Origin of the sequence: Aeromonas sp. R7-4 (assembly GCF_040908055.1) — a bacterium.
GTDB lineage: Bacteria > Pseudomonadota > Gammaproteobacteria > Enterobacterales > Aeromonadaceae > Aeromonas > Aeromonas sanarellii.
In genome coordinates this window covers 25,684-52,155 of the sequence record NZ_JBFODA010000044.1, presented here as the reverse complement: position 1 = coordinate 52,155, position 26,472 = coordinate 25,684, and the positions used below count along the sequence as shown (strand labels likewise).

Below are 26,472 nucleotides of genomic sequence, written 5' to 3'. Positions count from 1 at the left end.
GATGAAGTCATTTTTCAGACGTTCGTCCCCCAGCCATCAGGTCGGACTCCTGCTGGCCAGCGATCGCATCCTGCTGGCCAGCACGGGGCCCGCGCCCGTGTTCACCAGCCGCGCCGTCAATGGGCCTCACGAGTGGTCCAGGGCCCTGGCAGAGCTGTTTTCCCTGCATGGGTTGGCCAAGTCTAAGGTGCGGGTGGCCCTGGCCGCCAGCCTTTATCAGCAGATCCAGATCGACAAGCCCGCCGTGCCCGATGCCGAGATGGCGGGGGCCCTGCCCTGGGCCGTCAAGGACTTCGTCACCGACCCCGTGTTGCAGCTCGCCATGGATTACGTGGATCTGCCGACCCCCCCTGCGGGCCGCCCGAGGATCAACGTGATCTGCGTGCCGAAGAGCCGGATACAGCAGGTGGCGGATGCGGTCAACGGCGTGGCCACCCTGGCCGCCATCGTCAGCGACGAGCTGGCCATGACGGCCCTCTACGAGGAGGATCAGGCGGTCCGCATGCTGCTCTGGCAACCCAGGGGACAGGAGTTGCAACTGCTGGTCTTCCATCGGGGCGGCCTCTGCTTCTCACGCCAGCTGCGCGGCTTTGCCGCCCTCACCGGCCCCCGTGAGCCCGAAGACGAGCTGCTCGACGCGCTGGCGCTGGAGCTTCAGCGCTCCATCGACTATCTGGCCGGCCATCTCAAGCTGCCGGAGCCGGGCCAGTTGCAGCTCGCCATCGCCTCCTCCGCCATGGGGCTGCTGGTCCGCCACCTGGAGCAGGCCTTCGGCTTCCCGGTGTCGGCCATGGCCAACAAGGCGGTGCTGGCCGGGGTGGAGTACCTCAGTGCCTATGGCGCCGCCCTGGGCAGGAGCGAATGATGAAACACCATATCAACCTCTATGGCGCCGAGTTCAGACCCAGGCGCCTGTGGGCCAGCCTCCCCCAGATGAGCCTGGTCTGGGGCGGCGTGCTGCTGCTGTTGCTGGCGGCCACCCTCTTCTATGGCTGGCAACAGCAGGGCCTGGACCGTGAATTGGCTGGCGTGCGGGCACAGCTCGACGTGCAGCGCGGCGAGGCCAGGCGGCTGAATGCCGAGCTGGCCCGTCATCAGGCGGATGCCGGGTTGCAGCAGCAACTGGCCGACAAGCGGGAGGAGCTGGGCGCCAAGCAGGCGCTGATGCAGCAGCTTGGCAGCCTCTCCCTGCAAAAATCCCGGGGCTATGCGGGCGTGATGGCGGATCTCGCCCGCCTGCGGGATGCCCGCCTCTCCCTGCAGCGGATCGAGATAAGCGACGGGCGGATCAATCTCTCCGGGGTGGCCGAACGCAGCCAGGACGTGCCCGCCTGGGTGAATCGCTTCAAGCAGACCCCGACCCTGGCGGGGGCGCAGTTTGGCGAGCTCACCCTGAGTCGGGACAAGGAGGGCCGGCTGGCCTTCCAGCTCAGTGGCATAGCGCGGGAGGCCCCCTGATGGAGATGAAGGCACAGTGGCAGGGGTGGGCGACCCGGATCGCCGCCCTCAGCCTGCGGGAGCGGATCCTGATCCTGCTGACGGGGGTCATCCTGCTGGGCGCCCTCGGCGTCTATGGCTGGCTGGAGGCCGCCAATACCCGCCTGAACCAGGATCGCCAGGCTCTGATGGCGGCGCAGCGGGATCTGGAGATCCTGACCCTGGAGAACCAGGGCAAGCAGGCCCGGCTGGGGCGGGATCCCAACGCCCGGGTGCGCGAGCAGCTGGCCGGCGTGCAGGCGTCCCTCGACCAGCTGGATGGGCAGTTGCTGGCCCAGACGGTGGATCTTATCCCGGCCCGGGAGATGCCGGCGGTGCTGGAGGCCCTGTTGTCTCGCTCCGCCAGCCTGCATATGCTGGCGCTGACCTCCCTCAAACCCGAGCCGCTGATGGCCGGCGAGCAGCGCGTCAACCTGTTCAGGCACGGGATCCGGCTCCAGCTGGAGGGGGGCTATTTCGATGTCTACCAGTACCTGAAGGCGCTGGAGGCCCTGCCCCGTCACTTCTACTGGAAGGGCTTCGACTACAGGGTGGTCGAACACCCCAAGGCGGCGGTGGCGATGGAGATCTACACCCTCAGCACCAGCAAGGAGTTTATCCGTGGTTAAGCGGCATATCGGCGGGACGGGATCCCGCGCCCTCCCGTCCTGGCGCTGGCTGGCCCTGTGGGGCTGTCTGCTGGTCCCCCCGGCCCAGGCGGAGGTGCTGCAGGATCCCACGGCTCCCCTGGCCGGCACGGCGCCGGCGGCGAGTGCGAGCAAGGGGGCCGGCCTGCCCCGCCTGCAGAGCGTGATCCTGGGCAACGGCCCGGCCCTGGCGGTGATCAACGGCCAGAGCTATCGGGTGGGCCAGCAGGTCAACGGCTTCCGGCTGGTGGCCATCGGCGTCGATTCCGTGGTGCTGGAGAAGGCGGGCAAGCGCCAGACACTGACCCTGTTTGGCAGCAAGATCCGGATGTGAGTCGGTACCGTGAAGGATGTCACGGGCCAGGTTTGTCGAGTTTCATTGCGAGTCAGGTGCACGAATAACATGAAAAAACCCCCTTTTTGTCTGCTTCCCCTCGCGCTGGCGATGGCGGGTTGCACTACCTATCGCCATCCCGAGCCGGTGCAGGCGAAGGATGCGCTCAAGCAGGCCATGAGCGAGCAGACCCCGACCGCCCCCCTGACCACCCTGCCCCCCTCGGTGCAGAGCGAACTGCTGCAGCTCAATCGTCCCCAGCAGCCCCTGCCCGTCCCCGAGAAACGGATGCGCATCGCGGCCCATGACGTCGATGCGGTGGAGTTTTTTGGCTCCCTGTTCAAGGGCTCCCGTTACAGCGTCGCCGTCCATCCCGGGGTGGCGGGTGCCATCTCGGTGGAATTGAAAGACGTGACCCTGCAGGAGGCGCTGGCGACGGTCGGCGACATGTACGGCTTCGACGTGCAGCGAAAGGGCAATGTCTTCCACGTCTATCCGGCCGGTCTGCGCACCGAGACCATACCGGTCAACTACCTGATGATGGCTCGCCGCGGCCTCTCCCGTACCTCGGTGAGTACCGGCGGGGTGACCGCAAACGACAACAATAACAACGGCAATAACAACAACGTCGACAACGGCCTGAACAACGGCGGCAACAACAACTTCGACTCCTCCTCCAACGGTGACAGCAATGCCAACGGCAACGGCACCCGGATCGAGACGGACAGCAACAACGACTACTGGACCGATCTGCGGGACTCCCTGCAGACCCTGATCGGCAACGGCGAGGGGAGAGCCGTCATCACCAGTCCCCAGGCGGGTCTGGTCACGGTGCGGGCCTATCCGAAGGAGCTGAAGGCGGTGCGCGAGTTCCTGGATCAGTCCGGTGAGCATCTCAAGCGCCAGGTGGTGCTGGAGGCGCGGATCCTGGAGGTCTCCCTCAACGAGGGCTACGAGCAGGGGGTGGACTGGAGCGGTCTCTCCGCGAGCTGGGATGGCGGCAAGGGCATCACGGGGGGCGGCTCCCTGCTCGACAGCCCCATCGCCAATACCCCCAACCAGATCTTCCGGGCGCTGGGGGGCGGTGCTGGCTTCACCATTTCCGATGGCAACTTCAACGTGGCGGTCAGCCTGCTCAAGACCCAGGGGGACGTGAACACCCTGTCGAGCCCGCGCGTCACCGCCACCAACAACCAGAAGGCGGTGATCAAGGTGGGCACGGACGAGTACTTCGTGACCAATGCCTCGACCACCACCACCACCTCGGGCAACTCGGCCCCCATCGTCACCCCCAACGTGGAGCTGACCCCCTTCTTCTCGGGCATCGCCCTGGACGTGACCCCGCAGATCGACGAGGCCGGCCGGGTGCTGCTGCACATCCACCCCTCCGTCATCGACACCGAGGAGCAGAGCAAGACCATCAACGTCGGTACCGCCGATCCCCTGGTGCTGCCGCTCGCCAAGAGCTCCATCCGCGAGTCGGATACCGTGGTGCAGGCCAACAACGGCGACATCGTCGTCATCGGCGGCCTGATGAAGACCGACAAGCAGGAGATCGTCAGCAAGGTGCCCCTGCTCGGGGACATTCCCTGGGTCGGCGAGGCCTTTACCAACCGCCGCGAGAGCAACCGCAAGGTGGAGCTGGTGATCATGCTCAAGCCGACCGTGGTGGAAAAGGATACCTGGCAGCAGGAGCTGCAACGCTCCTCCGAGCTGCTCGACAAATGGTACCCGCCCAAGGGCTAAACCATGATGCGCACCCCCATAGCGTCAGCGCCATCTCGCCGGCCTCTTGCCGCCGCAGCCCCCAATATTGGCGCTGACGGGGCCGGGGAGGGGAGATGTATCTGAGCCATTTCGGCCTGCGGGAGCCCCCCTTCGGCCTGACCCCGAACACCGGCTTCTATTACGGCCTGCCCCCCCACGAGGAGGCGATGCAGGTGCTCAACTGGGCGCTGGCACAGGGGGAGGGCTTCATCAAGGTGACCGGCGAGGTGGGCACCGGCAAGACCCTGCTGTGCCGCAAGCTGCTGAGCGAGCTGGGCTCGGAGGCGCGTCCGGTGCGCCTGGCCTGGCTGCCCAATCCCCATCTCACCCCGGGGGAGCTGCGCACGGCCCTGGCCCTGGAGCTGGGGCTGACGCTACAGGGAGAGGGCGAGCTGGATCTCACGGATCGCATCCACCGCCACCTCATCGCCCTGCACCAGCAGGGGAGCCGGGTGGTGGTGCTCATCGACGAGGCGCAGGCCCTGCCCGACGAGACCCTGGAGGCGATCCGGCTGTTCGGCAACCTGGAGACGGAGTCCTGCAAGCTGCTGCAAATCGTGCTGTTCGGCCAGCCCGAGCTGGATGCGCGGCTGGGGCAACCCCGCCTGCGCCAGCTGCGCCAGCGCATCGGCTTCTCCTACCGCCTGCGGCCGCTGCGGCTCGACGAGACCCGGGCCTATCTGGAATACCGGCTGCAGGTCTCCGGCTACCGCGGGGCCGCCCTGTTCGAGGGGCGGGCCCTGCGCAGGCTGTGGCGCGCATCCCGCGGCATTCCTCGCCTCATCAACATACTGGCGCAGAAGTGCCTGATGCTGGCCTATGGCCGCGGGCTGCGGCGGATCGACAGCGCCCTGGTCCGGCTCGCCATCCGCGATACCGAGGACGCCGGCGGCGGTCGTCTCACCTTCTGGTGGCCCCTGCTGCTGTTGCTGGGGGCCGCCCTGGCCTATGGAGTCTGGTCATGAGCGTGATCAATCAGATGCTCAAGGATCTGGAGCGGCGCCAGCCGGGATCCGAGGATGCCGCCGTCTATGTGGCGCCGGTGCGCCAGCAGGGCTGGTGGATGCTGGTGCTGACCCTGCTGTGCACCCTGGCCCTGGCGATCCTCGGCTGGCGTACCTGGATCTACTGGCAGCAGAGCCAGCGGGCCGCCCAGCCAACGGCGCGGGTCGTCGAATCTCCGGTCCAGGCATCGGCGTCTGCCGCTGTCACTCCGATCGTCTCGTCCGCCCTCCCTGCGATGGCGAGCACGGCAGTGCCCACCGCCTCCTCGGAGGGGGCGGCGAGCGTGCTGGCGGCGTCCCCCGCGAGGGTATCGAGCCCGGCTCAGACGCCGGTGCCCGCCGACGAGGCCCAACCGGCGTCCGGGGCCCAGGCCGACGAGACTCAAGCAGATGAGAACCAGGTGGACGAGGGGCTGGCGGACGAGGCGATCCCGAGCGACGAGGAGTTGCAGCCGGATCTCTATGCCGAGCTGGCCGCGGAGCAGGACGCCGAAGAGGCGCCTGCGGCCCCGCGCAAGCCCGGGATCCTGAAGATAGAGACGGTGGAACTCTCCGCGTCCGAACTGGCCGCCCTGGCCGAACGCAAGGCGACCACCGCCATGGCCAAGGGGCAGATGCAGGAGGCGCAGGACAGCTATTACGAAGTGCTGGCCCACGACCCGCACAACCAGGGGGCGCGCGAACAGCTGGCGGGCCTGCTCTACGGGGCGGGGCGGCTGGCCGAGGCGAGCCAGGTGCTGGAAGAGGGGCTGAGGCTGGATCCCGCCCAGGCCGATCTGCGCCTGCTGCTGGCCCGGGTGGCCATTGGCAGCGGAGAGCGGCAGAAGGCGCTGGACTGGCTCACCGGCTACCAGCCCGAGCTGGCCGGCAACCTGGACTACTACGCCACCTGGGCCGGACTCGCCCAGGAGCTGGGGCAGCCCGCCCGGGCGTCCGAGCTGTATGTCAGGCTGTTGCGCCAGCAGCCGGATCAGGGGCGCTGGTGGCTCGGACTCGGCGTGGCCGAGGATGGTCAGGGCCACCGTCAGCGGGCGCTGGACGCCTATCGCAACGCCCAGCTGCACGGCAACCTGGGCGAGGCCTCGACCCAGTGGCTGGAACAGCGGATCGCCCAGCTCAACCCCTAAGAACCCGCCATGGCCCGGCCGCGTCGGCGAACGCTGACCGGATGGGCCGCGGGTGTGAAGCAACCGACATCGGAGCGTAAATGGCACAACCCAGACTGAAGATGCGCCTCGGCGACCTGCTGGTTCAGGAGCAGATCATCTCGGATGATCAGCTGCAGCTCGCCCTGCAGCAGCAGCGCCACACCGGCCGCAAGCTGGGCACCACCCTGATCGATCTCGGCTTCATCAGCGAGGTGCAGCTGCTGACCTTCCTCGCCCGTCAGCTGGACGTGCCCTTCTTCGATCTCAACAACCTCACCATAGACGCCGCGGCCGTGACCCTGCTGCCCGAGGTGCAGGCGCGCCGCTACCGGGCGCTGGCCGTCAACCTCACCGACGACAAGGTGACTGTGGTGATGTCGGATCCCGCCGACTTGAGCGCCCTCGATGCCATCGCCGCCCTGCTGAGCCCGCGGGAGCTGGTGCTGGCGGTGGCGCGGGAAGGCCAGTTGCTGGAGTATTTCGATCGCCTCTACCGCCGCACCCGGGAGATCGAGAGCTTCGCGGTGCAGCTGCACGAGGAGCACCAGGAGACCGTCTTCGAGCTCGGCACCGGCGGCCTGAACGCCGGGACCGACGAGGGGGAGGCGACGGTGGCCAAGCTGCTGCGCTCCCTGTTCGAGGATGCGGTGCAGGTGGGGGCGTCGGATATCCATATCGAGCCGGACGAGAAGGTGCTGCGGATCCGCCAGCGGATCGACGGGGTGCTGCACGAGAACATCCTGAGCGAGGTGCGCATCGCCCAGGCGCTGGTGCTGCGCCTGAAGCTGGTGGCCGGCCTCGACATCTCGGAGAAGCGGCTGCCCCAGGATGGCCGCTTCAACATGAAGGTGCGCGGCCGCGACGTCGACGTGCGGATGTCCACCATGCCGGTGCAATACGGCGAGTCCGTGGTGATGCGCCTGCTGGATCAATCCTCCGGCATACTGTCCCTGATCGAGACCGGCATGCCGCCGGCCATACTGACGCGCTTTCGCCGCCAGTTGCGGCGTCCCCACGGCATGATCCTGGTGACGGGCCCCACCGGCAGCGGCAAGACCACCACCCTCTATGGCGCGCTCTCCGAACTCAACCAGGCGAGCCACAAGATCATCACGGTGGAGGACCCGGTAGAGTACCGATTGCCCCGCATCAACCAGGTGCAGGTCAATCCCAAGATAGGCCTGACCTTCTCCCAGGTGCTGCGCTCCACCCTGCGCCAGGATCCGGACATCCTGCTGGTGGGGGAGATGCGGGACAGCGAGACGGTGGAGATCGGCCTGCGCGGCGCCATCACCGGCCACCTGGTGCTGACCACATTGCACACCAACGACGCCGTCACCAGCGCCCTGCGCCTCATCGACATGGGGGCCCCCGGCTACCTGGTGGCGAGCGCCCTGCGGGCCGTGGTGGCCCAGCGCCTGGTGCGGCGAGTGTGCGAACACTGCGCCTGCGAGACGGCGCCGGACGAGGGTCAGGCCACCTGGCTCTCCGTATTGTCTGGGGAGGCGCCCGGCCAGCACAGCTATCGCAAGGGGCGCGGTTGCCAGAGCTGCAACTTCACCGGTTACTCGGGCCGGATCGGGGTCTACGAGCTGCTGGAGCTGGATCAGCCCATGATGGACGCCCTGCGGCGCAATGACGCCGAGGGCTTCGCCCGGGCGGCGCGGGAGCACGAACACTACAGGCCCCTGGCCCTCACGGCGCTCGACTATGCCCGGGAGGGGATCACCTCGGTGGACGAGGTGCTCAGGCTGGCGGAGGATCTGGGGTAAGTCATGACTCACACCCATAGCAGTGCATCACAGAGCCCCCCGGGCGATCGAGGTCGCCCATGAGTCGCTTTGCCTACAAGGGGCGCGACAGCCAGGGGCAGGCCGTCAGCGGCGTGGTGGAGGCGGCCAGCGAGCTGGCCGCCGCCGAGCAGCTGATGCGCCGCGGGGTCATGCCCACCGAGTTGAAGGCCGGCCAGGCCAGGTCTGCCGCCATCGACTGGTCCCTGCTGCTGGAGGGGAGCGTCAAGCTGGAGGAGCTGGTGGTGTTCAGCCGCCAGATGTATGCCCTGACCCGGGCGGGCATTCCCATACTGCGCGCCATCGCCGGGCTGGAGGAGAGCGCCCACAGCAAGCCCCTCAAGCGGGCGCTCCACGCCCTGGGAGAGGATCTCGGCAATGGCCGGCCGCTGTCGAGCTCCATGCAGGCCCACCCCAGGGTGTTCAGCAGCCTGTTCGTGGCCATCATCCACGTGGGGGAGAATACCGGCCAGCTGGAGGAGGCCTTCCTGCAGCTCGCCAACTACTTCGATCTGGAGCTGGAGACCCGCAAGCGGATCAAGACCGCCATGCGCTACCCCAGCTTCGTGATGATCGCCATCGCCGTCGCCATGGTGATCCTCAACATCATGGTGATCCCGGTCTTTGCCAACATGTTCGCCAAGTTCGGGGTGGAGCTGCCGCTGGCGACCCGGATCCTGCTCGCCACCTCCCACTTCTTCGTCCACTACTGGTGGCTGCTGCTGGCCATCCTGGTGGGGGCTGTCGTCGGCTGGCGCCGCTGGGTTGCCACGACCAGGGGCAAGCTGGCCTGGCACAGATGGCAGCTCAGACTGCCCATCGTCGGCTCCATCATAGAGCGCTCCCTGCTGGCCCGCTTCGCCCGCAGCTTCTCCATGATGCTCAAGGCGGGGGTGCCGCTGAACACGGCGCTGACCCTGGTGGCCGATGCGGTGGACAATGCGTATATGGCGGGGCGGATCCGCGACATGCGGGGCGGCATCGAGCGGGGTGAGAGCCTGCTGCGCACCGCCGGGGCCAGCGGCCTGTTCACCCCCCTGGTGATGCAGATGATCGCGGTGGGGGAAGAGACGGGCCAGGTGGACGAGTTGCTGCACGAGGCGGCCGAATATTACGAGCGGGAGGTGGACTACGACCTCAAGAGCCTCACCGCCCGCATCGAACCCATCCTGATCGGCATAGTGGCGGTCATGGTGCTGGTGCTGGCGCTCGGCATCTTTACGCCCATGTGGGACATGATGCGTGCCGTGCGCGGTCAGTGATGTGGTCCGGCATCTTCACTCCTCCTGGTGGGGGACATGATGCGAGCGGTGCGTGGTAGACAAGGGGCGGGAAGGCATGAGCAGACAGTCGGAGCAGGATCAGCGTTGGCTGGGAGGATACAGGCGGATGGTCGTCCTCGTCCTGCTGCTGGTCATCCTTGCCACCCTGGCCACGAGCTATCGCAGCCACCGGGAAGAGGCGCTGGCGGTCAGCCTGAGCCTGCTCGGGGAGCAATTCGCCGTGCGGGTCCAGCGGCTGCACGGGCGCTGGCTCGATGAGCGGCGCCCCGTTGTGCTCCATGCCGAGGGGCTGGCCTGGCAGTTCGACGATCGGGGCTGGCCCCTGGCGGTGCTGCCGCTGGGCTCGCCGTCCGAGAACTGCCGCCGGTTGTGGCTGGCCCTGATCGGCCCAGAGGATCGGGCCCTGCCAGCCTGGCAGGCCCTCGCCAGCCGGGATGGGGGCGGGTGCGAGTTCGGCTGGGAAGGCCAGTGGCTGAGCTACCGTTTTCGCGATGGCCGGGTGGGCAAGCCTTGAGCCGGCACGCTCAAGTGCTTCAGCGGCATGATTTTTTTCTGTTCACATGAAATAATGCGGACCATTACGGAGGCAGCATGGCAGCAAAGAGAGTGAGTCCTGGCCGGATGGCCGGTTTTTCCCTGATCGAGCTGGTGATCGTCATCGTGATCCTGGGGATCCTGGCCGTCACCGCCTTGCCCCGCTTCCTCGACGTGACCGACGAGGCGAAGAAGGCGAGCGTGGAGGGGGTGTCCGGCGGTTTCGCCACCGGGGTCTCCCTGGTGCGGGCCCAGTGGGAGGCCGAAGGACGGGCCAAGCAGGACGGGCTCAATACGGTGCTCTATGACGGCTCCCGTTTTTACCTGACGACGCCAACCGACAGCCAGGTCAGCAATGGCGAGCTCTCTCCGGGGTATCCCATGGACACGGCGGCGAGTGGCAGCGCCAATGTGGATCCGGCCAGCCTGACGGCGGCCCGCTGCCTCAATATCTGGGAGGGACTGCTGCAGAACCCTCCCAAGGCGACTGCCAGCTTTGACGAGGTGCGCGGTAGCGGCAATGACCTGAAGTTCTATGCCACCGTGAGCAACAACGGGCTGGATTCGGTCTGCCGTTACTATCTGGTCAACAGCCTGAGCAAGGGCAGTGATGGGCGCTATCAGGACCCGCAAGGGAGCACGGACGCCTACATGAGTTTCAGTTATCGCCCGGCCTCAGGCCAGGTGACCACCCATATCAATTGATAAACCGAGGAAAACGCAATGAAGAAGCAATCGGGTTTTACCCTGATCGAACTGGTGATCGTGATCATCATCCTGGGCATTCTGGCGGTCACCGCCGCACCCAAGTTCCTGAATCTGCAGGATGATGCGCGTCTGGCTGCGGCCAACGGCGTGAAAGCCTCGCTCCAGAGTTCCTCCCAGCTGGTATATAGCAAAGCCGCTATTCTGGGGATCGAGAGCACTTCAGGTGCCGTCTCTGTCGCTGGGGCAACCGTTAACACCAAATATGGTTATCCGGTGAATGCCGACGTAGCCAAAACAGTCTCTCTGGATGGTTGGGCGGAAGTCTCAGGCTCCGTGGGTACCTTCAAACCGAGTAACGAGCCAAACAGTAAGTGTGCCGTTACTTATAAGAATGAAGGCGCCATTACTGCGGCGGGTGGTGTCCCCTCCATCGCTGTCAGTACCGACTGCGGCAAATAATGGTTAACAAGGGCGAGGCTTCGGCCTCGCTTTTTCTTTATCCCTGATATTCCCGATGAGAGCGTGAATGACGACAACCAAGGGTTTCACCCTGATTGAACTGGTGATCGTGATCCTGTTGCTCGGGATTCTGGCCGCCTTTGCCGTGCCCAAGTGGCTGGGCAAAGGCGGCTTTGAAACCCATACGCTGCGCGACGAGCTGGTGGCCCGGCTGCGGCTGGTGCAGACCATGAACATGCAGGAAGGGGAGGCGCGCTGCACCCAGCTGGTATTGGAGGCGGGGCGCTTTGGCCATCTGACCAGGGCGAGCTGCGCCCCCGCCCCCATCTCCGGCTGGAGTGCGGATGAGCAGACCCGTGGGCGTCTGGTCACGGCCTCCGGTGGCGTCTCCCTCCCCCAAGGCAGCTTCTCTTTCGACAAGCGAAGCGGTCGTCCGCTCTCACCCTCAACCTGCATCAATGGCTGCAATCTGGTGGTGAGCAGCGGGCAGGAGAGCGCCCGGCTGCGCATCGAGCCGGAAGGTTATGTCCATGCGATCCCTTAAGGCCCGGCGCGGCTTCACCCTGATAGAGTTCGTGGTCGGCATGGTGCTGCTGGCCGTGGCGTTGACCGGTATTCTGGGGCTGCTCATCAACCAGGCGCCCCAGTCGGTGGATCCGGTACAGCAGGTGCGGGCGGCCCAGCTGGCCCAGCGCATCCTGAACGAGGTGCTGGAGAAGTCCTTCGATGAGCATTCCGATCACAACGGCGGCCGTTTTCGCTGCGGCGAGACCGCTGGCACGCCTCCCATAGCCCATGCCCCCTGCACGGCGAGTGCCGACTATGGCCCGGACGGCGGCGAGACCCGTCCCTATGAATTCAACGACGTGGACGATTTCGACACCGGGGGCAGCTGGGTGGCGGCCAACCGCTTTACCCAGACCGCGGCCGGTGTCAGCGAGGAGGAGTATCGCCACTATCGGGTGAAGATCGCGGTCGTGCCGGACGCGCTCTTTGGCAGCACGGGCCATGGTGCCGAGTCCATCGGCAAGCGTATCGAGCTGTGGGTGCGTTTGCCGGATAAGAGCGAGCTGGCCTTTGCCCTCTATCGGGGGAACTATTGATGGACAAGCCGCATTCCCCTTATGCCGCGTCCGATTGCGCATTGGTTACCACAACCCGTTACCGCGTCCGATCAGGCTTCGCTCATCGAACCTGCGCCCAACCCAGGCGTATGCAGGGCTTCACCCTGGTCGAACTGGTGATGGTGATCCTGCTGCTCGGGGCCATGGCCACCTTCTCCAGCCAGTTCATCGGCATCGGCACCCAGATCTACGGGGACGCCAGCCGCCGCGAACAGCTGATGAGCGATGCCCGCTTCGCCCTGGAGCGGCTCAATCGCGAGGTGCGGGACGCCGTGCCGGGCTCGGTGCGCATTGAGGACGAGGGTGGCAGCGCCATGGAGCAGGGGGTCTGCCTGCGCTTCTGGCCCATCGTCACCGCCAGCCGCTACCTGGGCACCGGCCTCGGCAGCGATCTCGCCATAGTGACGCCGACCGTGCTTCCCAGGCAGGATCAAGACCTTGCCATCGTCTATCCCCTCGCCGATCCCCTGCTGACCCTGGATCAGGGCTGCCTGCACGGCAGGTGCGTGGCCAAAGTCGATACCGTGGGGAGCCCGGTCTCGGGGGCGCTGCCGCTGACGGTGCAGGGCACCTTCGCCAAGGGCTCCCCGGGGCAGCGCATCTATTTTGCCAGCCGGCAGGTGCGCTACTGCGTGGCGGGAAGCCGGCTGATGCGGGCCAGCGCCGCCATCGGAACCGATATCGCCGCCAGCACGCCGGTTTTGATGGCCGAGCATGTCCGCCCGGCGGCTCACTACTTCTACCGGGAGCCCGCCGCCTTCAGCCAGAGCGAGGTGGGGCTGAGGCTGGAGTTCGAGCAGCGCGGTGAGCGCGTCCTCTTCAACCACAAGCTGGAGACGCTCAATGTCCCCTGACGCCCGCCCCCTTCCCCCCGGCACCCAGCGTGGCAGCGCCATCATGATCGCCCTCTTCGTCATCGTCATCATGGCCCTGCTGGCCGCGGCCATGGGGCGCTTCCTGGTGGACAGCGGCGAGAAGCACGGGGTGGAGGTGCGCGGAGTGCGGGCCCTGATGGCGGCCCAGAGCGGGCTGGAGATCGCGCTGTACCGGCTCTATCCCAATGACGAGTGGACCGCCCAGCGGTGCGATGCATCGACCACGACCGCCTTTGCGCTGCCCGGACTGGCGGATTGCGAAGCCGAAGTGAGCTGTCAGCAGATCACCGTGAGCGCGGCCGGCGGGACCCAGACCGGCTACAGATTTCGCAGCGAAGGGCGCTGCGGCGATCCGGGTGTGAACAGTGGCCCCAACCCGGACTTTGCCGTGAGCCGTACCCTGGTGGCGGAAGCCTTCGATGGCACCACGCCGTGAGACCTCTTGCAAGGAGCCAGTACCCATGACGTCCCGTCCGCCTCTCTGGGCCCCCATGCTGTTCGCCATGCTGCTGGGCTCGGTCCCGGCACAGGGGGCCGATCAGTGCACCGCCGCCTTCCTCTTCCCGGTGCAGAGCCACGCTGCGCCAGGTGTGCTGAGCATGACCAGCGAGAGCAAGATCATCAGCTCGACCGTGGGAACCCGTTACCCCTTCCTCGGCAAGAACATCCAGCCAAACGCCAACTGCAACAGCAGCGGCTACTGGGACGGTGGTACCTGGACCTCCAACTGCAACGTCAGCGGTGCCCTGGCCAGCCCCCTCGGCGGCGTGGCCTTCATCGAGGACCCCAATGCATTTCCGGCCAATCCGGGAGGCTTTCCTGCCTATGGCGGCCAGAACGATCTGGCCTGCAATGGCGCCATTTCTCCCGCAGCCGGGGATTACAGAAATGCGTCGTGGGGCGGCAACAGTTGCGTGGTAACCCTGACATCGGGGCAAACCTATCGCTTCGACACCCTGTCCCTCTCCGAGGGGGCCGTGCTCAACCTCAACGGCGCGACCCTGTATGCCAGGAAGCTGACGATCAGGAATGACTACAACAGCGGCCTCCATGGGGCGGGTTCCCTGCATGCGAACGAGCTGACGGTCACGGGCAACGGCAGGCTCTCCGACGCCAGGGTCACCGTCTACAACCGCCTGGAGGTCTCGGGCAATGGCAACACCGGGACGGCCCACTTCCAGCCCCGCTATATCGAAAACGTCGCCATGAACATGTCGGGTGGCGGCGTGCCGGTCACCATGGCGGCGGGGAACTGGTTCATCAGGAATCTCGAGATAAAAGGCAACAGCATCATGGCCTTCCAGGGCCAGAGCACGCTCAGCGTCTATGGGCTCAGGATGGAGGATCAGGGCAGGATCACCGCCGTGGGCAGTCGCAACGATCTGAGCGTCCAGCTCCATCAGACGCTGGAGATGATCGGCAATGCCGCCATCAACGGCTATCTGCAGGCCCGCTACCTCAAGACGTTCAGACACCAGAGCACGTCCGAGATCAGCCTCTATTTCCGTGGCGGCAGCCACTGGATCGACCGGCTGGAACTTGGCCACAACGATGATCTGATCTTCGATGCCGGCACCGCCGCCCAGCTCTACATCAAGAGCGATCTGGCCCTGAGCGATCAGATGGAGGTCAACGCCATCGGCAAGGCCAACAGCCTGATGATCTACCACTTCGGCAAGGTCACCATGAGCGGCAATGCCAGGCTCAACGCCATCCTCTATGTGAAGGCGGGCAACCTGACCATGGGCGACCAGGCCCAGCTGACCGGTGCCGTGTCGGCGGTCAACGTCACCATGACGGGCAACAGCAAGGTCACCCATGAGCCTTTCGGCGGGGACTGGCCCGGCCTATGCCCTTTCTCCACCTGCAAGGATATCTTTACCGATCCCCCGACGGAGGGGGCCAGCATGACACCGCCCCCCGGTGTGCTGGTGCCCCCCCTTGGGGATCTGGTGTGCAGCAAGCAGGGGAGTGGCACCAGCTGCACCGGCCACAGCGGCAACAGCTTCGGACCCGGGGATTACGACTTCGACGACGGCACCATCAGCAACCAGGCCGAGATCATCGCCACCGGCGTGACGGCGAGGCTCTATTTCAACAACCTGGATCTGAACAACGCCAGGCTCAACCTCCAGAATCCGCCCGAGCATCTCTTCATCTACGTGAAGGGGGATCTCTCCATCGCCGGCCAGAACCAGATCAATGCCGTCGTCTATGTGGCGGGCAATGTCCGCATGGCCGGCAACGCCACGCTCGAAGGGGCGCTGGCGACGGGAGGCAATGTCGATATCAGCGGAAACGGTGACTACTACTTCGATCAGGATGCCGTCGACAAGGTGGACCTCGGTGGTAACACCTGCGGGGGGAGCACGGGTGGGTCCCAGATCGATCACTTCGAGCTCAGCCACTCCGGCCAGGCGCTCACCTGCAACCCCGAGACTGTGGTCATCAAGGCCTGTGCCGATGCGAACTGTTCCCGGCTCGTCGCCGAGCAGGTCAGCGCGTCCCTGAGCCTCACCCCCGACACCGCCAGCAATGGCTGGGTGGGGGGCAACCAGCTGACCTTCAGCGGCGGCTCGACCACGGCCCGGCTGCACAACAACACGGCGGGCACGGTGACCATGGGCGTGGCCGGTTCGACGCCGGCATTCCAGCACCCGACCCTGTGCCGGGCGGGCGGCGGAGTGCCGAGTGTCGCCGCCTGCACCCTCAGTTTCGCCGACAGCGGCTTCGTGTTCGATGTGCCGGATACCCTGGCCAACAAGCCGCAACAGGTGCAACTGAAGGCGGTCAAGAAGGACAATGACACCCAGAGGTGCGTGCCCGGTTTTGCCAGTGTGAGCAAGCCGGTCAGCTTCTGGAGCGACTATGTCAGCCCGGCGAGCAACCCCTTCGGCAGCAAGGTAACGGTCAACGGCAGCGCCATCGCCACCTCACAAGCGACGGCGGTGACCAGCAATCTGAGCTTCGATACCAATGGTGAGACCACTCTTACCGTGAACTACCCGGATGCGGGCCAGATGCGGCTCAATGCCCGCCACGATGGCAGTGGCGACACGGCGGGTCTGGTGATGACGGGCTCGGATCTGTTCGTGAGCCGCCCGGTCGGGCTCTGCATCACGCCCACTCAGGGGGCCTGCGCGGCAGGGGATGCCAGCTGCCCGGTGTTCAAGAAGACCGGTGAAGCATTCCAGCTGAATATCGCGGCCGTGGCCTGGCAAGCGGACGATGACAAAGACTTGTGCCGCGACAACCTGGCGACCCCCAACTTCGCGCTGGCCAATATTGCGCTGGGCAGCGAGCTGGTGGCCCCCAAACCAGGGGAAGAGGCGGTGGTCGGTACGGCCAGTTATGACCACTCAAACGCGAAAGGCAACAACAACCTCAATACTCTCAGCCAGTCGGTCAACGAGGTCGGGGTCTTCCGGATGACGGCGACCCCCCCGGCAGCAGGCTATTTCAACTACACCATCCCCGCCGCGACCAGCGTGCCGGTGGGGCGCTTCGTGCCCTGGGACTTCAACTTGGTGAGCGGCACCGTCACCCCGGCCTGCGGCGACTTCAGCTACATGAGCCAGCCGTTTGGGGTGCAGACGACGGTACAGGCGCGCAACAAGGAGGGGGGGGTTACGAAGAACTACCGTGGGGCCTTTGCCAGGGGCACGCTCTCCCTGGTGGCCGCCAACGACCAGGACGGGGTGGATCGCTCCAACCGGCTGGATCCCCTGGTGACCAGCTGGTCCGCTGGCGTGGCGGACTTCACCGGCCAGAGCCGCTATATGCGATTGCGCGAGCTGACCCCGACCCTGACAGCACCGGAGGAGCCACTGCGGCGGCTGCGGTTGGGGCTCAAGGTGGAGGACGGTGAAATGCCAGAGACCAGCTTCCTCGCGGATCGGGACATGAATCCGGCCGTGACGGGTGACTGCCAGGCCGGGGTGAGCTGCACCGCGAAGCAGCTGCAGATCCCGCAGGGAACGAGCGACACCATGATCGCCTACTACGGCCGGCTGCTCGCCAGCACTCGTCAGGGGGCGGCCAGCGCCCCGCTGGCGCTGCCGCTCCAGGTGCAGTATTTCGAAGGGGGCCGGTGGCGCGTCAACCTGCAGGATCTCTGCACCCGGCTGTCCCTGGCGGGGGACGGCATTCTCTTCACCGATCCCGAGCAGCACTATGACGCCGCGACCGGGGACCTGAGCCTCAAGGATGGCACCCGGATCCGCCTCGGCCTGGGTCAGGTCGCTCCCGGCGGCAGCCAGGCCAGTGTCGAGGGCGGGGAGACCCGGTTCCACTTCGCCGCGCCGAACCAGAGCGTGCGCATTCCCTACCGGATACAGCTGGACAAGCTGCCATTGCAACCCCTGGCTCCGCTCTGGCTGGCGGACCCGGCCACGGCGGATCACCTGCTGGGAGAGGCCATCTTTGGCCGGGATAGGGGCAATGACCGCATTATTTATCGCCGTGAAGTGATGCCCTGACATCCGTGCGGCGGCGGGAAGAGAGACGCTTTGGTGTACAGCCGCGTCTTATCTCCTTGTTTCTTAGTGTTTGTCGGCCTGAGCGGGTGAGTGATGACTCGCATTTTTGTCGCGCCTGATTGACTGGCGACAGTTTGAGCGCTTGCCCATTGGGGTGGGCATTGGTAAAGTTAGCCGGTTTTCTGCACCTCCAAATTCTTAGGATTTCCCGTAGCCATGTTCAAAAAGCTCAGAGGCGTCTTTTCCAACGATCTGTCGATCGATTTGGGAACTGCCAACACCCTGATCTACGTAAAAGATCAAGGGATCGTCCTTAACGAACCCTCAGTTGTCGCCATTCGCCAAGAGCGCGGGAACGCCAAATCGGTCGCTGCCGTCGGTCATGCCGCCAAGCAGATGCTGGGTCGTACCCCGGGTAACATCTCCGCCATTCGTCCGATGAAGGACGGCGTGATCGCCGACTTCTACGTGACCGAGAAGATGCTGCAGCACTTCATCAAGCAGGTTCACGACAACAACTATTTCCGCCCCAGCCCGCGCGTGCTGGTGTGTGTGCCGTGCGGCTCCACTCAGGTGGAGCGCCGCGCCATCAAGGAATCCGCTCTGGGCGCCGGCGCCCGCGAGGTGTACCTCATCGACGAACCCATGGCTGCCGCCATCGGTGCCGGCCTGCCGGTCTCCGAAGCGACCGGTTCCATGGTGGTGGACATCGGTGGCGGTACCACAGAAGTGGCCATCATCTCCCTGAACGGTGTGGTCTACTCCCAGTCCGTGCGCATCGGTGGCGACAAGTTCGATGAAGCCATCATCAGCTACGTCCGTCGCAACTACGGCAGCCTGATCGGGGAAGCCACCGCCGAGCGCATCAAGCACGAGATCGGCTCCGCCTACCCGGGCGAAGAGGTGCGCGAGATCGAAGTCCGCGGTCGCAACCTGGCCGAAGGGGTGCCGCGCAGCTTCACCCTGAACTCCAACGAGATCCTGGAAGCGCTGCAAGAGCCGCTGTCCGGCATCGTCTCCGCCGTCATGGTGGCCCTGGAACAGTCCCCGCCCGAGCTGGCGTCCGACATCTCCGAACGCGGCATGGTGCTGACCGGTGGTGGCGCCCTGCTCAAGGACATCGACCGTCTGCTGATGGAAGAGACCGGCATCCCGGTCGTCGTGGCCGAAGATCCCCTCACCTGTGTCGCCCGTGGCGGTGGCAAGGCGCTGGAGCTGATCGATATGCACGGTGGCGATCTGTTCCACTACGAATAAGACCCAAAGCCGGCCGAGCGCCGGCTCTTTTTTGACGACTCATGAAACCCATCTTCGGTAGAGGCCCTTCGCTTCAGTTACGGTTGTTTCTCGCCGTCATCATCTCGGTCGCTGCCATCGTCGCGGATTCCCGCTTCGGTGTGTTTGCGCACGCCCGCGTCTATCTGAGCTCCCTGGTGAGCCCGCTGCAGTACATCGCCAACGCCCCCGGCACCCTGCTCGACACCATGTCGACCCAGGTGCAGACCCGTGCCGACCTCATCGAGCAGACCAAGCAGCAGGAGCAGCAACTGTTCACCCTGCGCTCCCGGCTGCTCAAGATGGATCAACTGGAGCACGAGAACCAGCGTCTGCGCGAGCTGCTGGGGTCGCCGGTACACAAGGAGTCCCGCAAGATGGTGGCCGAGCTGCTGTCGGTGGATTCCGACCCCTTCAGCCATCAGGTGCTGATCAACAAGGGGGCGCTGGACGGCGTCTACAACGGCCAGCCGGTGATCAACGATCAGGGGGTGGTCGGCCAGGTGCTGCACGTGGGATCCACCACCAGCCGAGTCCTGCTCATCACCGACTCCAGCCACGGCATCCCGGTGCGGGTGCTGCGCAACGACCTGCGCGCCATCGCCTCCGGCAGTGGCGAACTGGACAAGCTGGAGCTGCGCAACCTGCCGCGCAACACCGACGTCCAGGTCGGCGATCTGCTGGTCACCTCGGGCCTCGGCGGCCGCTTCCCGGAAGGCTATCCGGTGGCGACCGTAACCCGCTCCGACTACGTGGAGGGCAAGCCCTTCGCCCAGATCGAGGCCAAGCCCCTGGTGGCGCTGGACCGTCTGCGCTACCTGCTGCTGCTGTGGACCGACAAGAAACCGGAAGTGCACGACAAGGATGAGGAGCCCGCGGCGAGCGCCTCGGCGGCCACGGCTACCTCGGCGGCGGGGGCGACGCGCTGATGCTGCAACCCGCCAGCGGCAGGATCTGGATCTGGTGTTCGATCCTGCTGGCCCTGTGTCTCTCCATACTGCCGCTTCCGTTCCAGTTCGAGCCCTTCCGGCCGGACTGGCTCGCCATGGTGCTCATCTACTGGGCGCTGGCGCTGCCGCATCGCACCAACGTCGGCACCGCCTGGGTGGCGGGCCTGCTGCTGGACGTGCTGCTCGGCAGCACCCTCGGGGTACGGGCCATGGCCATGGCCATCACCACCTATCTGGCGGCCTTCCAGTTCCAGAAGATCCGCAACTTCTCCCTCTGGCAGCAGGCGCTGATCATCGGCCTGCTCTCCCTGGTGGGGAAGATCACCGTGTTCTGGGCCGAGCACCTGTTCAGCCGGGCCAGCCTCAATTTCGCCTATTTTTGGTCGACGTTGACGACGATGTTAATATGGCCCTGGATTTTTATGGTCTTGCGCAAGGTGCGGCGTCGCTTCAATATCAAGTGAATGTGAGCAAAAACAACGGATTGTGACCATGCCTCGCCCCATTGAGTGAATATGAACAAGCACAACGAACTGCAACTCTATCTCGCCTCGGGTTCGCCCCGCCGGCACGAACTCCTGACCCAGCTGGGCTACCGCTTCGAGGTGCTCAGGCTGGATGTGCCCGAGCAGCGCGGCGAGGGGGAGAAGCCCCAGGACTACGTCTGCCGGCTCGCCCGCGACAAGGCCATGGCCGGCGTGGCCGCGGCGCCCACGGCGCTGCCCGTGCTGGGGGCGGACACCATAGTGGTGCTGGGGGAGCGGGTGCTGGAGAAGCCCTCCGACCTGCTGGACGCCAAGGACATGCTGGAGGCGCTCTCCGGACGGGTGCACCAGGTGATGACGGCGGTGGCCCTGGCCACCCCGGATCGCTGCGACGTGCGCCTGGTCACCACCAATGTGGCGTTTCGCAAGCTGGACGAGTCCGAGATCGAGGCCTACTGGCGCACCGGCGAGCCGTGCGACAAGGCCGGCGCCTACGCCATCCAGGGCATTGCCGGCAAGTTCGTCAGCCGCATCGAGGGGAGCTACAGCGCCGTGGTCGGCCTGCCCCTGCTGGAGACGGATCTGTTGATCAAGCAGCACGTCGAGCAGACCCGGTAATCCTCCCGTCAGCGGTGCGCTGCTGAGTTACCCGTTGTTCGTCGTGCCAGAATTCAAAACTAGAAAGGCAAGGTAACTTATGTCGGTAGAACTGCTGGTGAACGTCACCCCCTCCGAGACCCGGGTCGCCCTGGTCGAGAACGGCCTGCTGCAGGAAGTGCACGTGGAGCGCCAGGCCAAGCGCGGCATAGTGGGCAACATCTACAAGGGCAAGATCAGCCGGGTGCTGCCCGGCATGCAGGCCGCCTTCGTCGACATCGGCATGGACAAGGCCGCCTTCCTGCACGCCTCCGACATAGTCCCCCACACCGAGTGCGTGGCGATCAAGGAGAAGGAGCAGTTCCAGGCCGGCAACATCGCCGAGCTGGTGCGCCAGGGGCAGGACATCATGGTGCAGGTGGTGAAAGATCCGCTGGGCACCAAGGGGGCCCGCCTCACCACCGACATCACCCTGCCTTCCCGCTACCTGGTCTTCATGCCGGGGAGTGCGCATGTGGGGGTGTCCCAGCGCATCGAGTCCGAGGCGGAGCGCGAGCGCCTCAAGCGCACCGTGGCCGGCTATGTGGACGAGCTCGGTGGCTACATCATCCGCACCGCCGCCGAGGGGGTGGGGGAGCAGGAGCTGGAGCAGGACGCCGCCTTCTTGAAGCGCCTGTGGCGCAAGATCCTGGAACGCAAGCAGAAGTACCCCCCCTGCAAGATCCTGTACGAGGATCCCAGCCTGGCGTTCCGGGTGGTGCGCGACTTCGTCGGGGCCGAGCTCGACAAGATCCGGGTCGACTCCCGCCAGAGCTTCGATCAGCTCAAGCGCTTCACCGAGGAGTACGTGCCCGAGCTCGCCAACAAGCTGGAGTACTACTCCGGCGAGTCGCCCATCTTCGATCTCTACGACGTGGAGAACGAGATCCAGCGCGCCCTGGAGCGCAAGGTGGAGCTGAAATCCGGCGGCTACCTCATCATCGATCAGACCGAAGCCATGACCACGGTGGACATCAACACCGGCGCCTTCGTCGGCCACCGCAACCTGGAAGAGACCATCTTCAACACCAACGTCGAGGCGACCGCCGCCATCGCCCGCCACCTGCGGCTGCGCAACCTCGGCGGCATCATCATCATCGACTTCATCGACATGCAGTCCGAGGATCACCGCCGCCGGGTGCTGCACAGCCTGGAGCTGGCGCTGGCCAAGGACAGGGCCAAGACCAACGTGAACGGCTTCTCCCAGCTCGGCCTGGTGGAGATGACCCGCAAGCGCACCCGCGAGAGCCTGGAGCACGTGCTCTGCGCCGAGTGCCCCGAGTGCAAGGGGCGCGGCCGGGTCAAGACGGTGGAGTCGGTCTGCTTCGAGATCCTGCGGGAGATCATCCGGGTCAACCGCGCCTACGACGCGGATCAGTTCACCGTCTACGCGGCACCCTCGGTGGCGGACTACCTGAGGGGCGAGGAGTCCCACAGCCTGGCGGAGCTGGAGGTCTTCATCGGCAAGCAGGTCAGGGTGGTGAGCGAGCCCCTCTGCGGTCAGGAGCAGTTCGACGTGGTGATGATGTAATTGGTCTATCGCTGGCTGAGTCGGGGCTGGTTGGCCCTCGGAGTCCTCTTCGTGCTGCTGGCCGTCCTGGTCAGCGTGGTGCGCCTCGGCGGCCCCCTGCTCAACCAGCACCGACAGGCTGTGATCGCGACCCTGCTCGGGGAGAGCCAGCTGGAGGTGAGCGTCGAGCACGTCGGGCTGGACTGGACCCAGCGCGGCCCCGCCCTCGAACTCGAAGGACTCGTCATCGCCCCGGACTCGGGCCGCTTCTCCCTGCGGCTCGGCAAGGTCTGGGCTCACCTCGACTTCTGGCGTTCCCTCAACGACTGGAAGCCGGTGTTCGGCCAGCTGCTGCTCAGCGACGGCGACATAGCGCTGGATCTGACGAAGCCCGCGGACCCCGCCAGCGGCAAGGGTCCGAACCAGCAGGAGGCCCTGCTGCGCTTCCTGCTGACCCAGCTCTCCACCTTCGACATTCACGACAGCCGCCTGAGCCTCACCACGGCGCTCGGGGAGGTGCGTGCCCTCAACATCGCCCAGCTGCGCTGGCAGAATCGCGGCAAGCGCCACCAGGGGGTCGGCAAGGCCTACCTCATCAACGGGGTGGGCGAGAGCACCCTGGACCTCATCATCGACGTGGATGCCCCGCAAGTGCGCCTCGACAGGCTCAAGGGGCAGCTCTATCTCGGGGCCAGCGAGCTGGACATCAGCCCCATGCTGGCCAGGATCCACGCCGGTGAACCCAGGGTCACCGGCCAGCTCGACTTCCAGCTCTGGAGCGAGTTCGAGGGGGGCCGGCTCGGCAACTCCCTGCTGGCCTTTGGCAACAACCACCTGATCTGGCAGGACGAGGTCAAGGGAGAGCCGCACCGCCTCGATCTGCGGGGCGGCAAGATCCAGCTGCGCCGCGACGGCGAGGAGTGGCAGCTCGCCAGCCACGACGTCACCTTCAAGCTCGACGGTGCCACCTGGTTGCAGAGCCGTCTGCAGCTCGAACGGATGGGGGATCGCATCCAGGGCTATGTGCCCGCCATCGATCTCGACCAGGTGGCCAACCTGAGCCAACTGGTCTCTGGCCTCTATCCCGAGCTGACCGAGACCCTCAAGCGCACCCGGCCCAGGGGCCAGCTGCAGGATCTGCTGCTGCAGGCCGACGGGGACTGGCAGGGACTCTCCCTGAGCGGGCAGCTCAGGGGCTTCGAGACCCGGGCCTGGCACGACGTGCCCGGCCTGCAGAAACTGGACGGCGATTTCTGGCTGACCCCGGCCGGGGGCAGCGCCCGCCTGAGCCTGGGCAAGGGCAAGGTGGATCCGGCGCGCCACTTCAAGGAGCCCATCCCTGTCGACAGCCTGAGCGCCAGGCTCGACTGGTGGCAGACTCCAGAGGGGTGGGTGCTCTACGGCCAGGACATCGCCCTGGAGAACCCCGACCTGCGCCTCGCCAGCCGTTTTCGCCTGGAGCTGTTCGATCACCCCTTCCTCGCCCTGACCGGCCGCATCGACGTCAAGAATGCGGCCCATGCGGATCGTTACTACCCCCTTGCCGTGATGAGCGATGGCCTGGTGGACTACCTGAGCGGGGCCATCAAGGGGGGCAGGGCCAAGGGGGCGGATCTGCTATGGTACGGGGAGTTCCGGGACTTCCCCTATGACAATGGCAAGGGGATCTTCCAGGTGGCGGTGCCGCTGGAACAGGCCACCTACGAGTTCTTCCCCGGCTGGCAGCCGCTGACCGACCTGCAGATCGATCTCCTGTTCCAGAACGCGGGGCTGGACATGCGCAGCCGCTCGACCCGGCTCGGCAAGGCCAGCTCCGACTCGGTCCACGCCTGGATCCCGGATCTCTCCCCCGGCGCCCACCTCTATGTGGATGCCAGAGTCGAGGGGGAGGGGCAGGCCGTCAGCGACTACCTGCAGGACTCGCCCCTCGGCGGCTCGGTGGGGAAGGCGCTGCAGGAGGTGGAGATCCGCGGCCCCATGAAGGGCACGGTCAAGCTGGACATACCGCTGGACGGCAAGGGGGAGGTCAAGGCCAGCGGGGACGCCAGCTTCCACGACAACAGGGTCAGGATCGCCGCCCTGGATCTGCCCCTGGAGAAGGTGGCGGGCAGGCTCGAATATGACAATGAACACACGCGCATTCACAACCTCAAGGCCAGCCTCTGGAACCAGCCGCTGACCCTGGACTATGAGGGCAGGCTGCTGCCCCGCGGCTATCAGGCCGACCTCAAGTTCAGGGGCAGCTGGGACAGCCGCCGCCAGCGCCGGGACATCCCGGCCCTGGAGCTGCTCCAGGGGAACAGCAACTGGGCGGGCAGCCTGGGGCTGACCCTGCCGGAGGACAAGCCTTTCAGCTTCCAGCTGGCGCTGGACTCCAGCCTGCAGGGGATGGGGCTGGATCTGCCGGCCCCGCTGGCCAAGGCCGCCGGGGCTCGCCTCCCCCTCAAGGTGACGGCGCGGGGCCGGGACGGCAGCGCCGACCTCCGGGCCGTGCTGGGGGCGGACGTGGACATGCAGGGCCGCCTGGTCTACGGCGAGGGGGCTCCCTACATGAGCCGGGTGAGGGTCAACGTCGGCCAGCCCGGCGCGCGCGTGCTCCAGGACAGGCCCATGCTGCTCGCCATCAACCAGCAGCAGGCGGACGTGGCGGGCTGGCTGGGCAGGCTCACGCGCTGGCTGCCCGGCAAGGGGCAGGAGACGACCGGCAATGCGGTGGTGGGCCCCGCCTTCCTGCCCCAGGAGTGGTGGGTGGACGGCCAGCTGGCCCGGGCCGACATCGGCACCGCCACCCTCAAGGCGGTGCACTTCACCGTGGGGCCGGTACAGCAAGCCACCGAGGTGATGATCGACAGCCCGGACGTGATGGGGGTGGTGCGCCTGCCGCTGACCGACCGCCAGCCCATCGACGCCAGGTTTGCCCGCATCCACTGGTCCGGCAAGGGGTCGGACCTGAGCCCGGATCCCGATGCGCGCCAGGACAAGGCCATCATGGACGCCATCCCCTGGCTGCGCTTCAGCTGCGTGGACTGCCGCTTCGGCGAGCTGCCCCTGGGCGAGGTGAAGGGGGAGCTGGTCCCCGGTGCCAACCGGCTCGATCTCAAGGGGCTGGAGATGCGCCTGGCCGGCAGCACCCTGCGCGGCGGCGCCGAGTGGCTGTCGCGCGCCGGCCAGATGCAGACCCGGGCCCGGCTCCACCTCGACACCCCGAACAGCGAGCTGCTGCTCAAGCGGCTCGGTTTTACCTCCCCCATCGGCGATGCGCCGGGCAAGCTGGCGCTGGATCTGAACTGGCGCGATACCCCCTACCGGCTGAGCCTGCCGACTCTGGCCGGCAGCGCCGACTACCAGCTGGAAGGGGGGACCCTGCGGGAGGTGAACGACAAGGGGGCGCGGCTGCTCTCCCTGCTCAGCCTCGACTCCCTGCTGCGCAAGTTGCGCCTCGATTTTCGCGACGTCTTCGACAAGGGCTTCTACTTCGAGTCCATGTCCGCCTCCGCCAAGGTCAGCCAGGGGGTGGTGGAGAACAAGGACTTCTACATGAAGGGGGCGGCGGGCAACCTGCGCGGGGAGGGGATCGCCGATCTGGTGCGCTGGCAACTCGACTACGATCTGAGCTTCTCGCCGAACCTGGGGGGGACCCTGCCTGTGGTGGCGGCCTTCTCCCTGACCCCGATCACCGGACTCTACGTGCTGGCGCTCTCCAAGCTGCTGGAGCCCGTGGTGGACGTGGTGACCCGCATCGACTTCAGGGTCTCGGGCCCGCTGGACGATCCCAGGCTGATCGAGGCGGGGCGCAACCGCGCCCGCATCAAGCTCAACCAGCAGCAGAAGGAGGCGGTGGACGCGGTGGCGCCCAGCCTGCCCGCCGAGGAGGTGACCCCCTTCCTGCTCACCCCCAAGCACGGCGGGCCGGCCCAGCGTTGAGCCGGCCATCTTCCGCGCCGGGCGGCGAGGGGGCATAGTGCTGCCTGATACCCGGGATGCGATCC

General features: G+C 66.1%; 23 protein-coding genes. All 23 read left to right on the top strand.

Going from position 1 to position 26,472, the window contains the following annotated elements; translation table 11 throughout:
* The first annotated feature begins 1 nt into the window (after nucleotide 1).
* The 23 genes from AB5Y72_RS12345 to AB5Y72_RS12235 all read left to right on the top strand — a co-directional run bounded on the left by AB5Y72_RS12345 (nucleotide 2) and on the right by AB5Y72_RS12235 (nucleotide 26,407).
* The gene (locus tag AB5Y72_RS12345) at nucleotides 2-865 is read left to right on the top strand and encodes an MSHA biogenesis protein MshI (RefSeq protein WP_216991213.1); all 864 of its coding nucleotides are present in this window, start codon (nucleotides 2-4) and stop codon (nucleotides 863-865) included.
* The gene (locus AB5Y72_RS12340) at nucleotides 865-1,458 is read left to right on the top strand and encodes a PilN domain-containing protein (protein WP_216991212.1); all 594 of its coding nucleotides are present in this window, start codon (nucleotides 865-867) and stop codon (nucleotides 1,456-1,458) included. The genes AB5Y72_RS12345 and AB5Y72_RS12340 overlap by 1 nt, the downstream gene beginning before the upstream one ends.
* Nucleotides 1,458-2,105, top strand: coding sequence for an MSHA biogenesis protein MshJ (locus tag AB5Y72_RS12335; protein WP_216991211.1), 648 nt, complete (start codon nucleotides 1,458-1,460; stop codon nucleotides 2,103-2,105). Before AB5Y72_RS12340 ends, AB5Y72_RS12335 begins: the two co-directional genes overlap by 1 nt.
* Before the next feature lie 49 nt (nucleotides 2,106-2,154).
* On the top strand, nucleotides 2,155-2,457 hold the full coding sequence (locus AB5Y72_RS12330) for an MSHA biogenesis protein MshK (RefSeq protein ID WP_216991754.1): 303 nt from the start codon (nucleotides 2,155-2,157) through the stop codon (nucleotides 2,455-2,457).
* A 69-nt stretch (nucleotides 2,458-2,526) separates the two neighbouring features.
* On the top strand, nucleotides 2,527-4,203 hold the full coding sequence (gene mshL / locus AB5Y72_RS12325) for a pilus (MSHA type) biogenesis protein MshL (protein ID WP_325783443.1): 1,677 nt from the start codon (nucleotides 2,527-2,529) through the stop codon (nucleotides 4,201-4,203).
* Between the two features lie 95 nt (nucleotides 4,204-4,298).
* A complete protein-coding gene (locus tag AB5Y72_RS12320) occupies nucleotides 4,299-5,189 on the top strand; it encodes an ExeA family protein (protein ID WP_216991209.1) in 891 nt (296 codons plus the stop codon).
* A complete protein-coding gene (locus AB5Y72_RS12315) occupies nucleotides 5,186-6,355 on the top strand; it encodes a tetratricopeptide repeat protein (protein WP_216991208.1) in 1,170 nt (389 codons plus the stop codon). The genes AB5Y72_RS12320 and AB5Y72_RS12315 overlap by 4 nt, the downstream gene beginning before the upstream one ends.
* Nucleotides 6,356-6,435: 80 nt before the next feature.
* Nucleotides 6,436-8,148, top strand: coding sequence for an MSHA fimbrial ATPase MshE (mshE, locus tag AB5Y72_RS12310; protein ID WP_216991207.1), 1,713 nt, complete (start codon nucleotides 6,436-6,438; stop codon nucleotides 8,146-8,148).
* A gap of 59 nt (nucleotides 8,149-8,207) precedes the next feature.
* Entirely contained in the window at nucleotides 8,208-9,428 is a 1,221-nt protein-coding gene (locus AB5Y72_RS12305) for a type II secretion system F family protein (RefSeq protein ID WP_209793780.1), read from the top strand.
* Nucleotides 9,429-9,504: 76 nt separating this feature from the next.
* Entirely contained in the window at nucleotides 9,505-9,963 is a 459-nt protein-coding gene (locus AB5Y72_RS12300) for a hypothetical protein (RefSeq protein WP_325783445.1), read from the top strand.
* Between the two features lie 77 nt (nucleotides 9,964-10,040).
* Nucleotides 10,041-10,688 (top strand): type II secretion system protein, encoded by a 648-nt coding sequence (locus tag AB5Y72_RS12295; protein ID WP_042077972.1) that lies wholly within the window; start codon nucleotides 10,041-10,043, stop codon nucleotides 10,686-10,688.
* An 18-nt stretch (nucleotides 10,689-10,706) separates the two neighbouring features.
* Nucleotides 10,707-11,150: a prepilin-type N-terminal cleavage/methylation domain-containing protein gene (locus AB5Y72_RS12290; protein WP_042077970.1), complete on the top strand. Its 444-nt coding sequence runs from the start codon at nucleotides 10,707-10,709 to the stop codon at nucleotides 11,148-11,150.
* A 67-nt stretch (nucleotides 11,151-11,217) separates the two neighbouring features.
* A complete protein-coding gene (locus tag AB5Y72_RS12285) occupies nucleotides 11,218-11,694 on the top strand; it encodes a prepilin-type N-terminal cleavage/methylation domain-containing protein (RefSeq protein WP_318162183.1) in 477 nt (158 codons plus the stop codon).
* The gene (locus tag AB5Y72_RS12280) at nucleotides 11,681-12,253 is read left to right on the top strand and encodes a prepilin-type N-terminal cleavage/methylation domain-containing protein (protein ID WP_325783446.1); all 573 of its coding nucleotides are present in this window, start codon (nucleotides 11,681-11,683) and stop codon (nucleotides 12,251-12,253) included. The genes AB5Y72_RS12285 and AB5Y72_RS12280 overlap by 14 nt, the downstream gene beginning before the upstream one ends.
* Nucleotides 12,254-12,363: 110 nt before the next feature.
* The gene (locus AB5Y72_RS12275; RefSeq protein ID WP_325783447.1) at nucleotides 12,364-13,128 is read left to right on the top strand and encodes a type II secretion system protein; all 765 of its coding nucleotides are present in this window, start codon (nucleotides 12,364-12,366) and stop codon (nucleotides 13,126-13,128) included.
* On the top strand, nucleotides 13,118-13,585 hold the full coding sequence (locus tag AB5Y72_RS12270) for an MSHA biogenesis protein MshP (RefSeq protein ID WP_325783448.1): 468 nt from the start codon (nucleotides 13,118-13,120) through the stop codon (nucleotides 13,583-13,585). Before AB5Y72_RS12275 ends, AB5Y72_RS12270 begins: the two co-directional genes overlap by 11 nt.
* 25 nt (nucleotides 13,586-13,610) lie before the next feature.
* Entirely contained in the window at nucleotides 13,611-17,627 is a 4,017-nt protein-coding gene (locus AB5Y72_RS12265) for a DUF6701 domain-containing protein (RefSeq protein ID WP_325783449.1), read from the top strand.
* Between the two features lie 216 nt (nucleotides 17,628-17,843).
* Nucleotides 17,844-18,884: a rod shape-determining protein gene (locus AB5Y72_RS12260; RefSeq protein WP_005308111.1), complete on the top strand. Its 1,041-nt coding sequence runs from the start codon at nucleotides 17,844-17,846 to the stop codon at nucleotides 18,882-18,884.
* 41 nt (nucleotides 18,885-18,925) lie between these two features.
* On the top strand, nucleotides 18,926-19,831 hold the full coding sequence (gene mreC / locus AB5Y72_RS12255; RefSeq protein ID WP_042077964.1) for a rod shape-determining protein MreC: 906 nt from the start codon (nucleotides 18,926-18,928) through the stop codon (nucleotides 19,829-19,831).
* On the top strand, nucleotides 19,831-20,316 hold the full coding sequence (mreD, locus tag AB5Y72_RS12250; RefSeq protein WP_010672635.1) for a rod shape-determining protein MreD: 486 nt from the start codon (nucleotides 19,831-19,833) through the stop codon (nucleotides 20,314-20,316). The genes mreC and mreD overlap by 1 nt, the downstream gene beginning before the upstream one ends.
* A gap of 51 nt (nucleotides 20,317-20,367) precedes the next feature.
* Nucleotides 20,368-20,955 (top strand): nucleoside triphosphate pyrophosphatase, encoded by a 588-nt coding sequence (locus tag AB5Y72_RS12245; RefSeq protein ID WP_128342118.1) that lies wholly within the window; start codon nucleotides 20,368-20,370, stop codon nucleotides 20,953-20,955.
* 79 nt (nucleotides 20,956-21,034) lie between these two features.
* The gene (rng, locus tag AB5Y72_RS12240; RefSeq protein ID WP_039040432.1) at nucleotides 21,035-22,504 is read left to right on the top strand and encodes a ribonuclease G; all 1,470 of its coding nucleotides are present in this window, start codon (nucleotides 21,035-21,037) and stop codon (nucleotides 22,502-22,504) included.
* On the top strand, nucleotides 22,505-26,407 hold the full coding sequence (locus AB5Y72_RS12235; RefSeq protein WP_216991200.1) for a YhdP family protein: 3,903 nt from the start codon (nucleotides 22,505-22,507) through the stop codon (nucleotides 26,405-26,407). It begins immediately after the preceding gene.
* Nucleotides 26,408-26,472: the final 65 nt, after the last annotated feature.

Excerpts from the sequence above, each read along its gene's own strand:
- AB5Y72_RS12345 (WP_216991213.1), top strand. The coding sequence starts at position 2 with ATGAAGTCATTTTTCAGACGTTCGTCCCCCAGCCATCAGGTCGGACTC.
- AB5Y72_RS12340 (WP_216991212.1), top strand. The coding sequence starts at position 865 with ATGAAACACCATATCAACCTCTATGGCGCCGAGTTCAGACCCAGGCGC.
- AB5Y72_RS12335 (WP_216991211.1), top strand. The coding sequence starts at position 1,458 with ATGGAGATGAAGGCACAGTGGCAGGGGTGGGCGACCCGGATCGCCGCC.
- mshL (WP_325783443.1), top strand. The coding sequence starts at position 2,527 with ATGAAAAAACCCCCTTTTTGTCTGCTTCCCCTCGCGCTGGCGATGGCG.
- AB5Y72_RS12320 (WP_216991209.1), top strand. The coding sequence starts at position 4,299 with ATGTATCTGAGCCATTTCGGCCTGCGGGAGCCCCCCTTCGGCCTGACC.
- AB5Y72_RS12315 (WP_216991208.1), top strand. The coding sequence starts at position 5,186 with ATGAGCGTGATCAATCAGATGCTCAAGGATCTGGAGCGGCGCCAGCCG.
- mshE (WP_216991207.1), top strand. The coding sequence starts at position 6,436 with ATGGCACAACCCAGACTGAAGATGCGCCTCGGCGACCTGCTGGTTCAG.
- AB5Y72_RS12305 (WP_209793780.1), top strand. The coding sequence starts at position 8,208 with ATGAGTCGCTTTGCCTACAAGGGGCGCGACAGCCAGGGGCAGGCCGTC.
- AB5Y72_RS12300 (WP_325783445.1), top strand. The coding sequence starts at position 9,505 with ATGAGCAGACAGTCGGAGCAGGATCAGCGTTGGCTGGGAGGATACAGG.
- AB5Y72_RS12295 (WP_042077972.1), top strand. The coding sequence starts at position 10,041 with ATGGCAGCAAAGAGAGTGAGTCCTGGCCGGATGGCCGGTTTTTCCCTG.
- AB5Y72_RS12290 (WP_042077970.1), top strand. The coding sequence starts at position 10,707 with ATGAAGAAGCAATCGGGTTTTACCCTGATCGAACTGGTGATCGTGATC.
- AB5Y72_RS12285 (WP_318162183.1), top strand. The coding sequence starts at position 11,218 with ATGACGACAACCAAGGGTTTCACCCTGATTGAACTGGTGATCGTGATC.
- AB5Y72_RS12280 (WP_325783446.1), top strand. The coding sequence starts at position 11,681 with ATGCGATCCCTTAAGGCCCGGCGCGGCTTCACCCTGATAGAGTTCGTG.
- AB5Y72_RS12275 (WP_325783447.1), top strand. The coding sequence starts at position 12,364 with ATGCAGGGCTTCACCCTGGTCGAACTGGTGATGGTGATCCTGCTGCTC.
- AB5Y72_RS12270 (WP_325783448.1), top strand. The coding sequence starts at position 13,118 with ATGTCCCCTGACGCCCGCCCCCTTCCCCCCGGCACCCAGCGTGGCAGC.
- AB5Y72_RS12265 (WP_325783449.1), top strand. The coding sequence starts at position 13,611 with ATGACGTCCCGTCCGCCTCTCTGGGCCCCCATGCTGTTCGCCATGCTG.
- AB5Y72_RS12260 (WP_005308111.1), top strand. The coding sequence starts at position 17,844 with ATGTTCAAAAAGCTCAGAGGCGTCTTTTCCAACGATCTGTCGATCGAT.
- mreC (WP_042077964.1), top strand. The coding sequence starts at position 18,926 with ATGAAACCCATCTTCGGTAGAGGCCCTTCGCTTCAGTTACGGTTGTTT.
- mreD (WP_010672635.1), top strand. The coding sequence starts at position 19,831 with ATGCTGCAACCCGCCAGCGGCAGGATCTGGATCTGGTGTTCGATCCTG.
- AB5Y72_RS12245 (WP_128342118.1), top strand. The coding sequence starts at position 20,368 with ATGAACAAGCACAACGAACTGCAACTCTATCTCGCCTCGGGTTCGCCC.
- rng (WP_039040432.1), top strand. The coding sequence starts at position 21,035 with ATGTCGGTAGAACTGCTGGTGAACGTCACCCCCTCCGAGACCCGGGTC.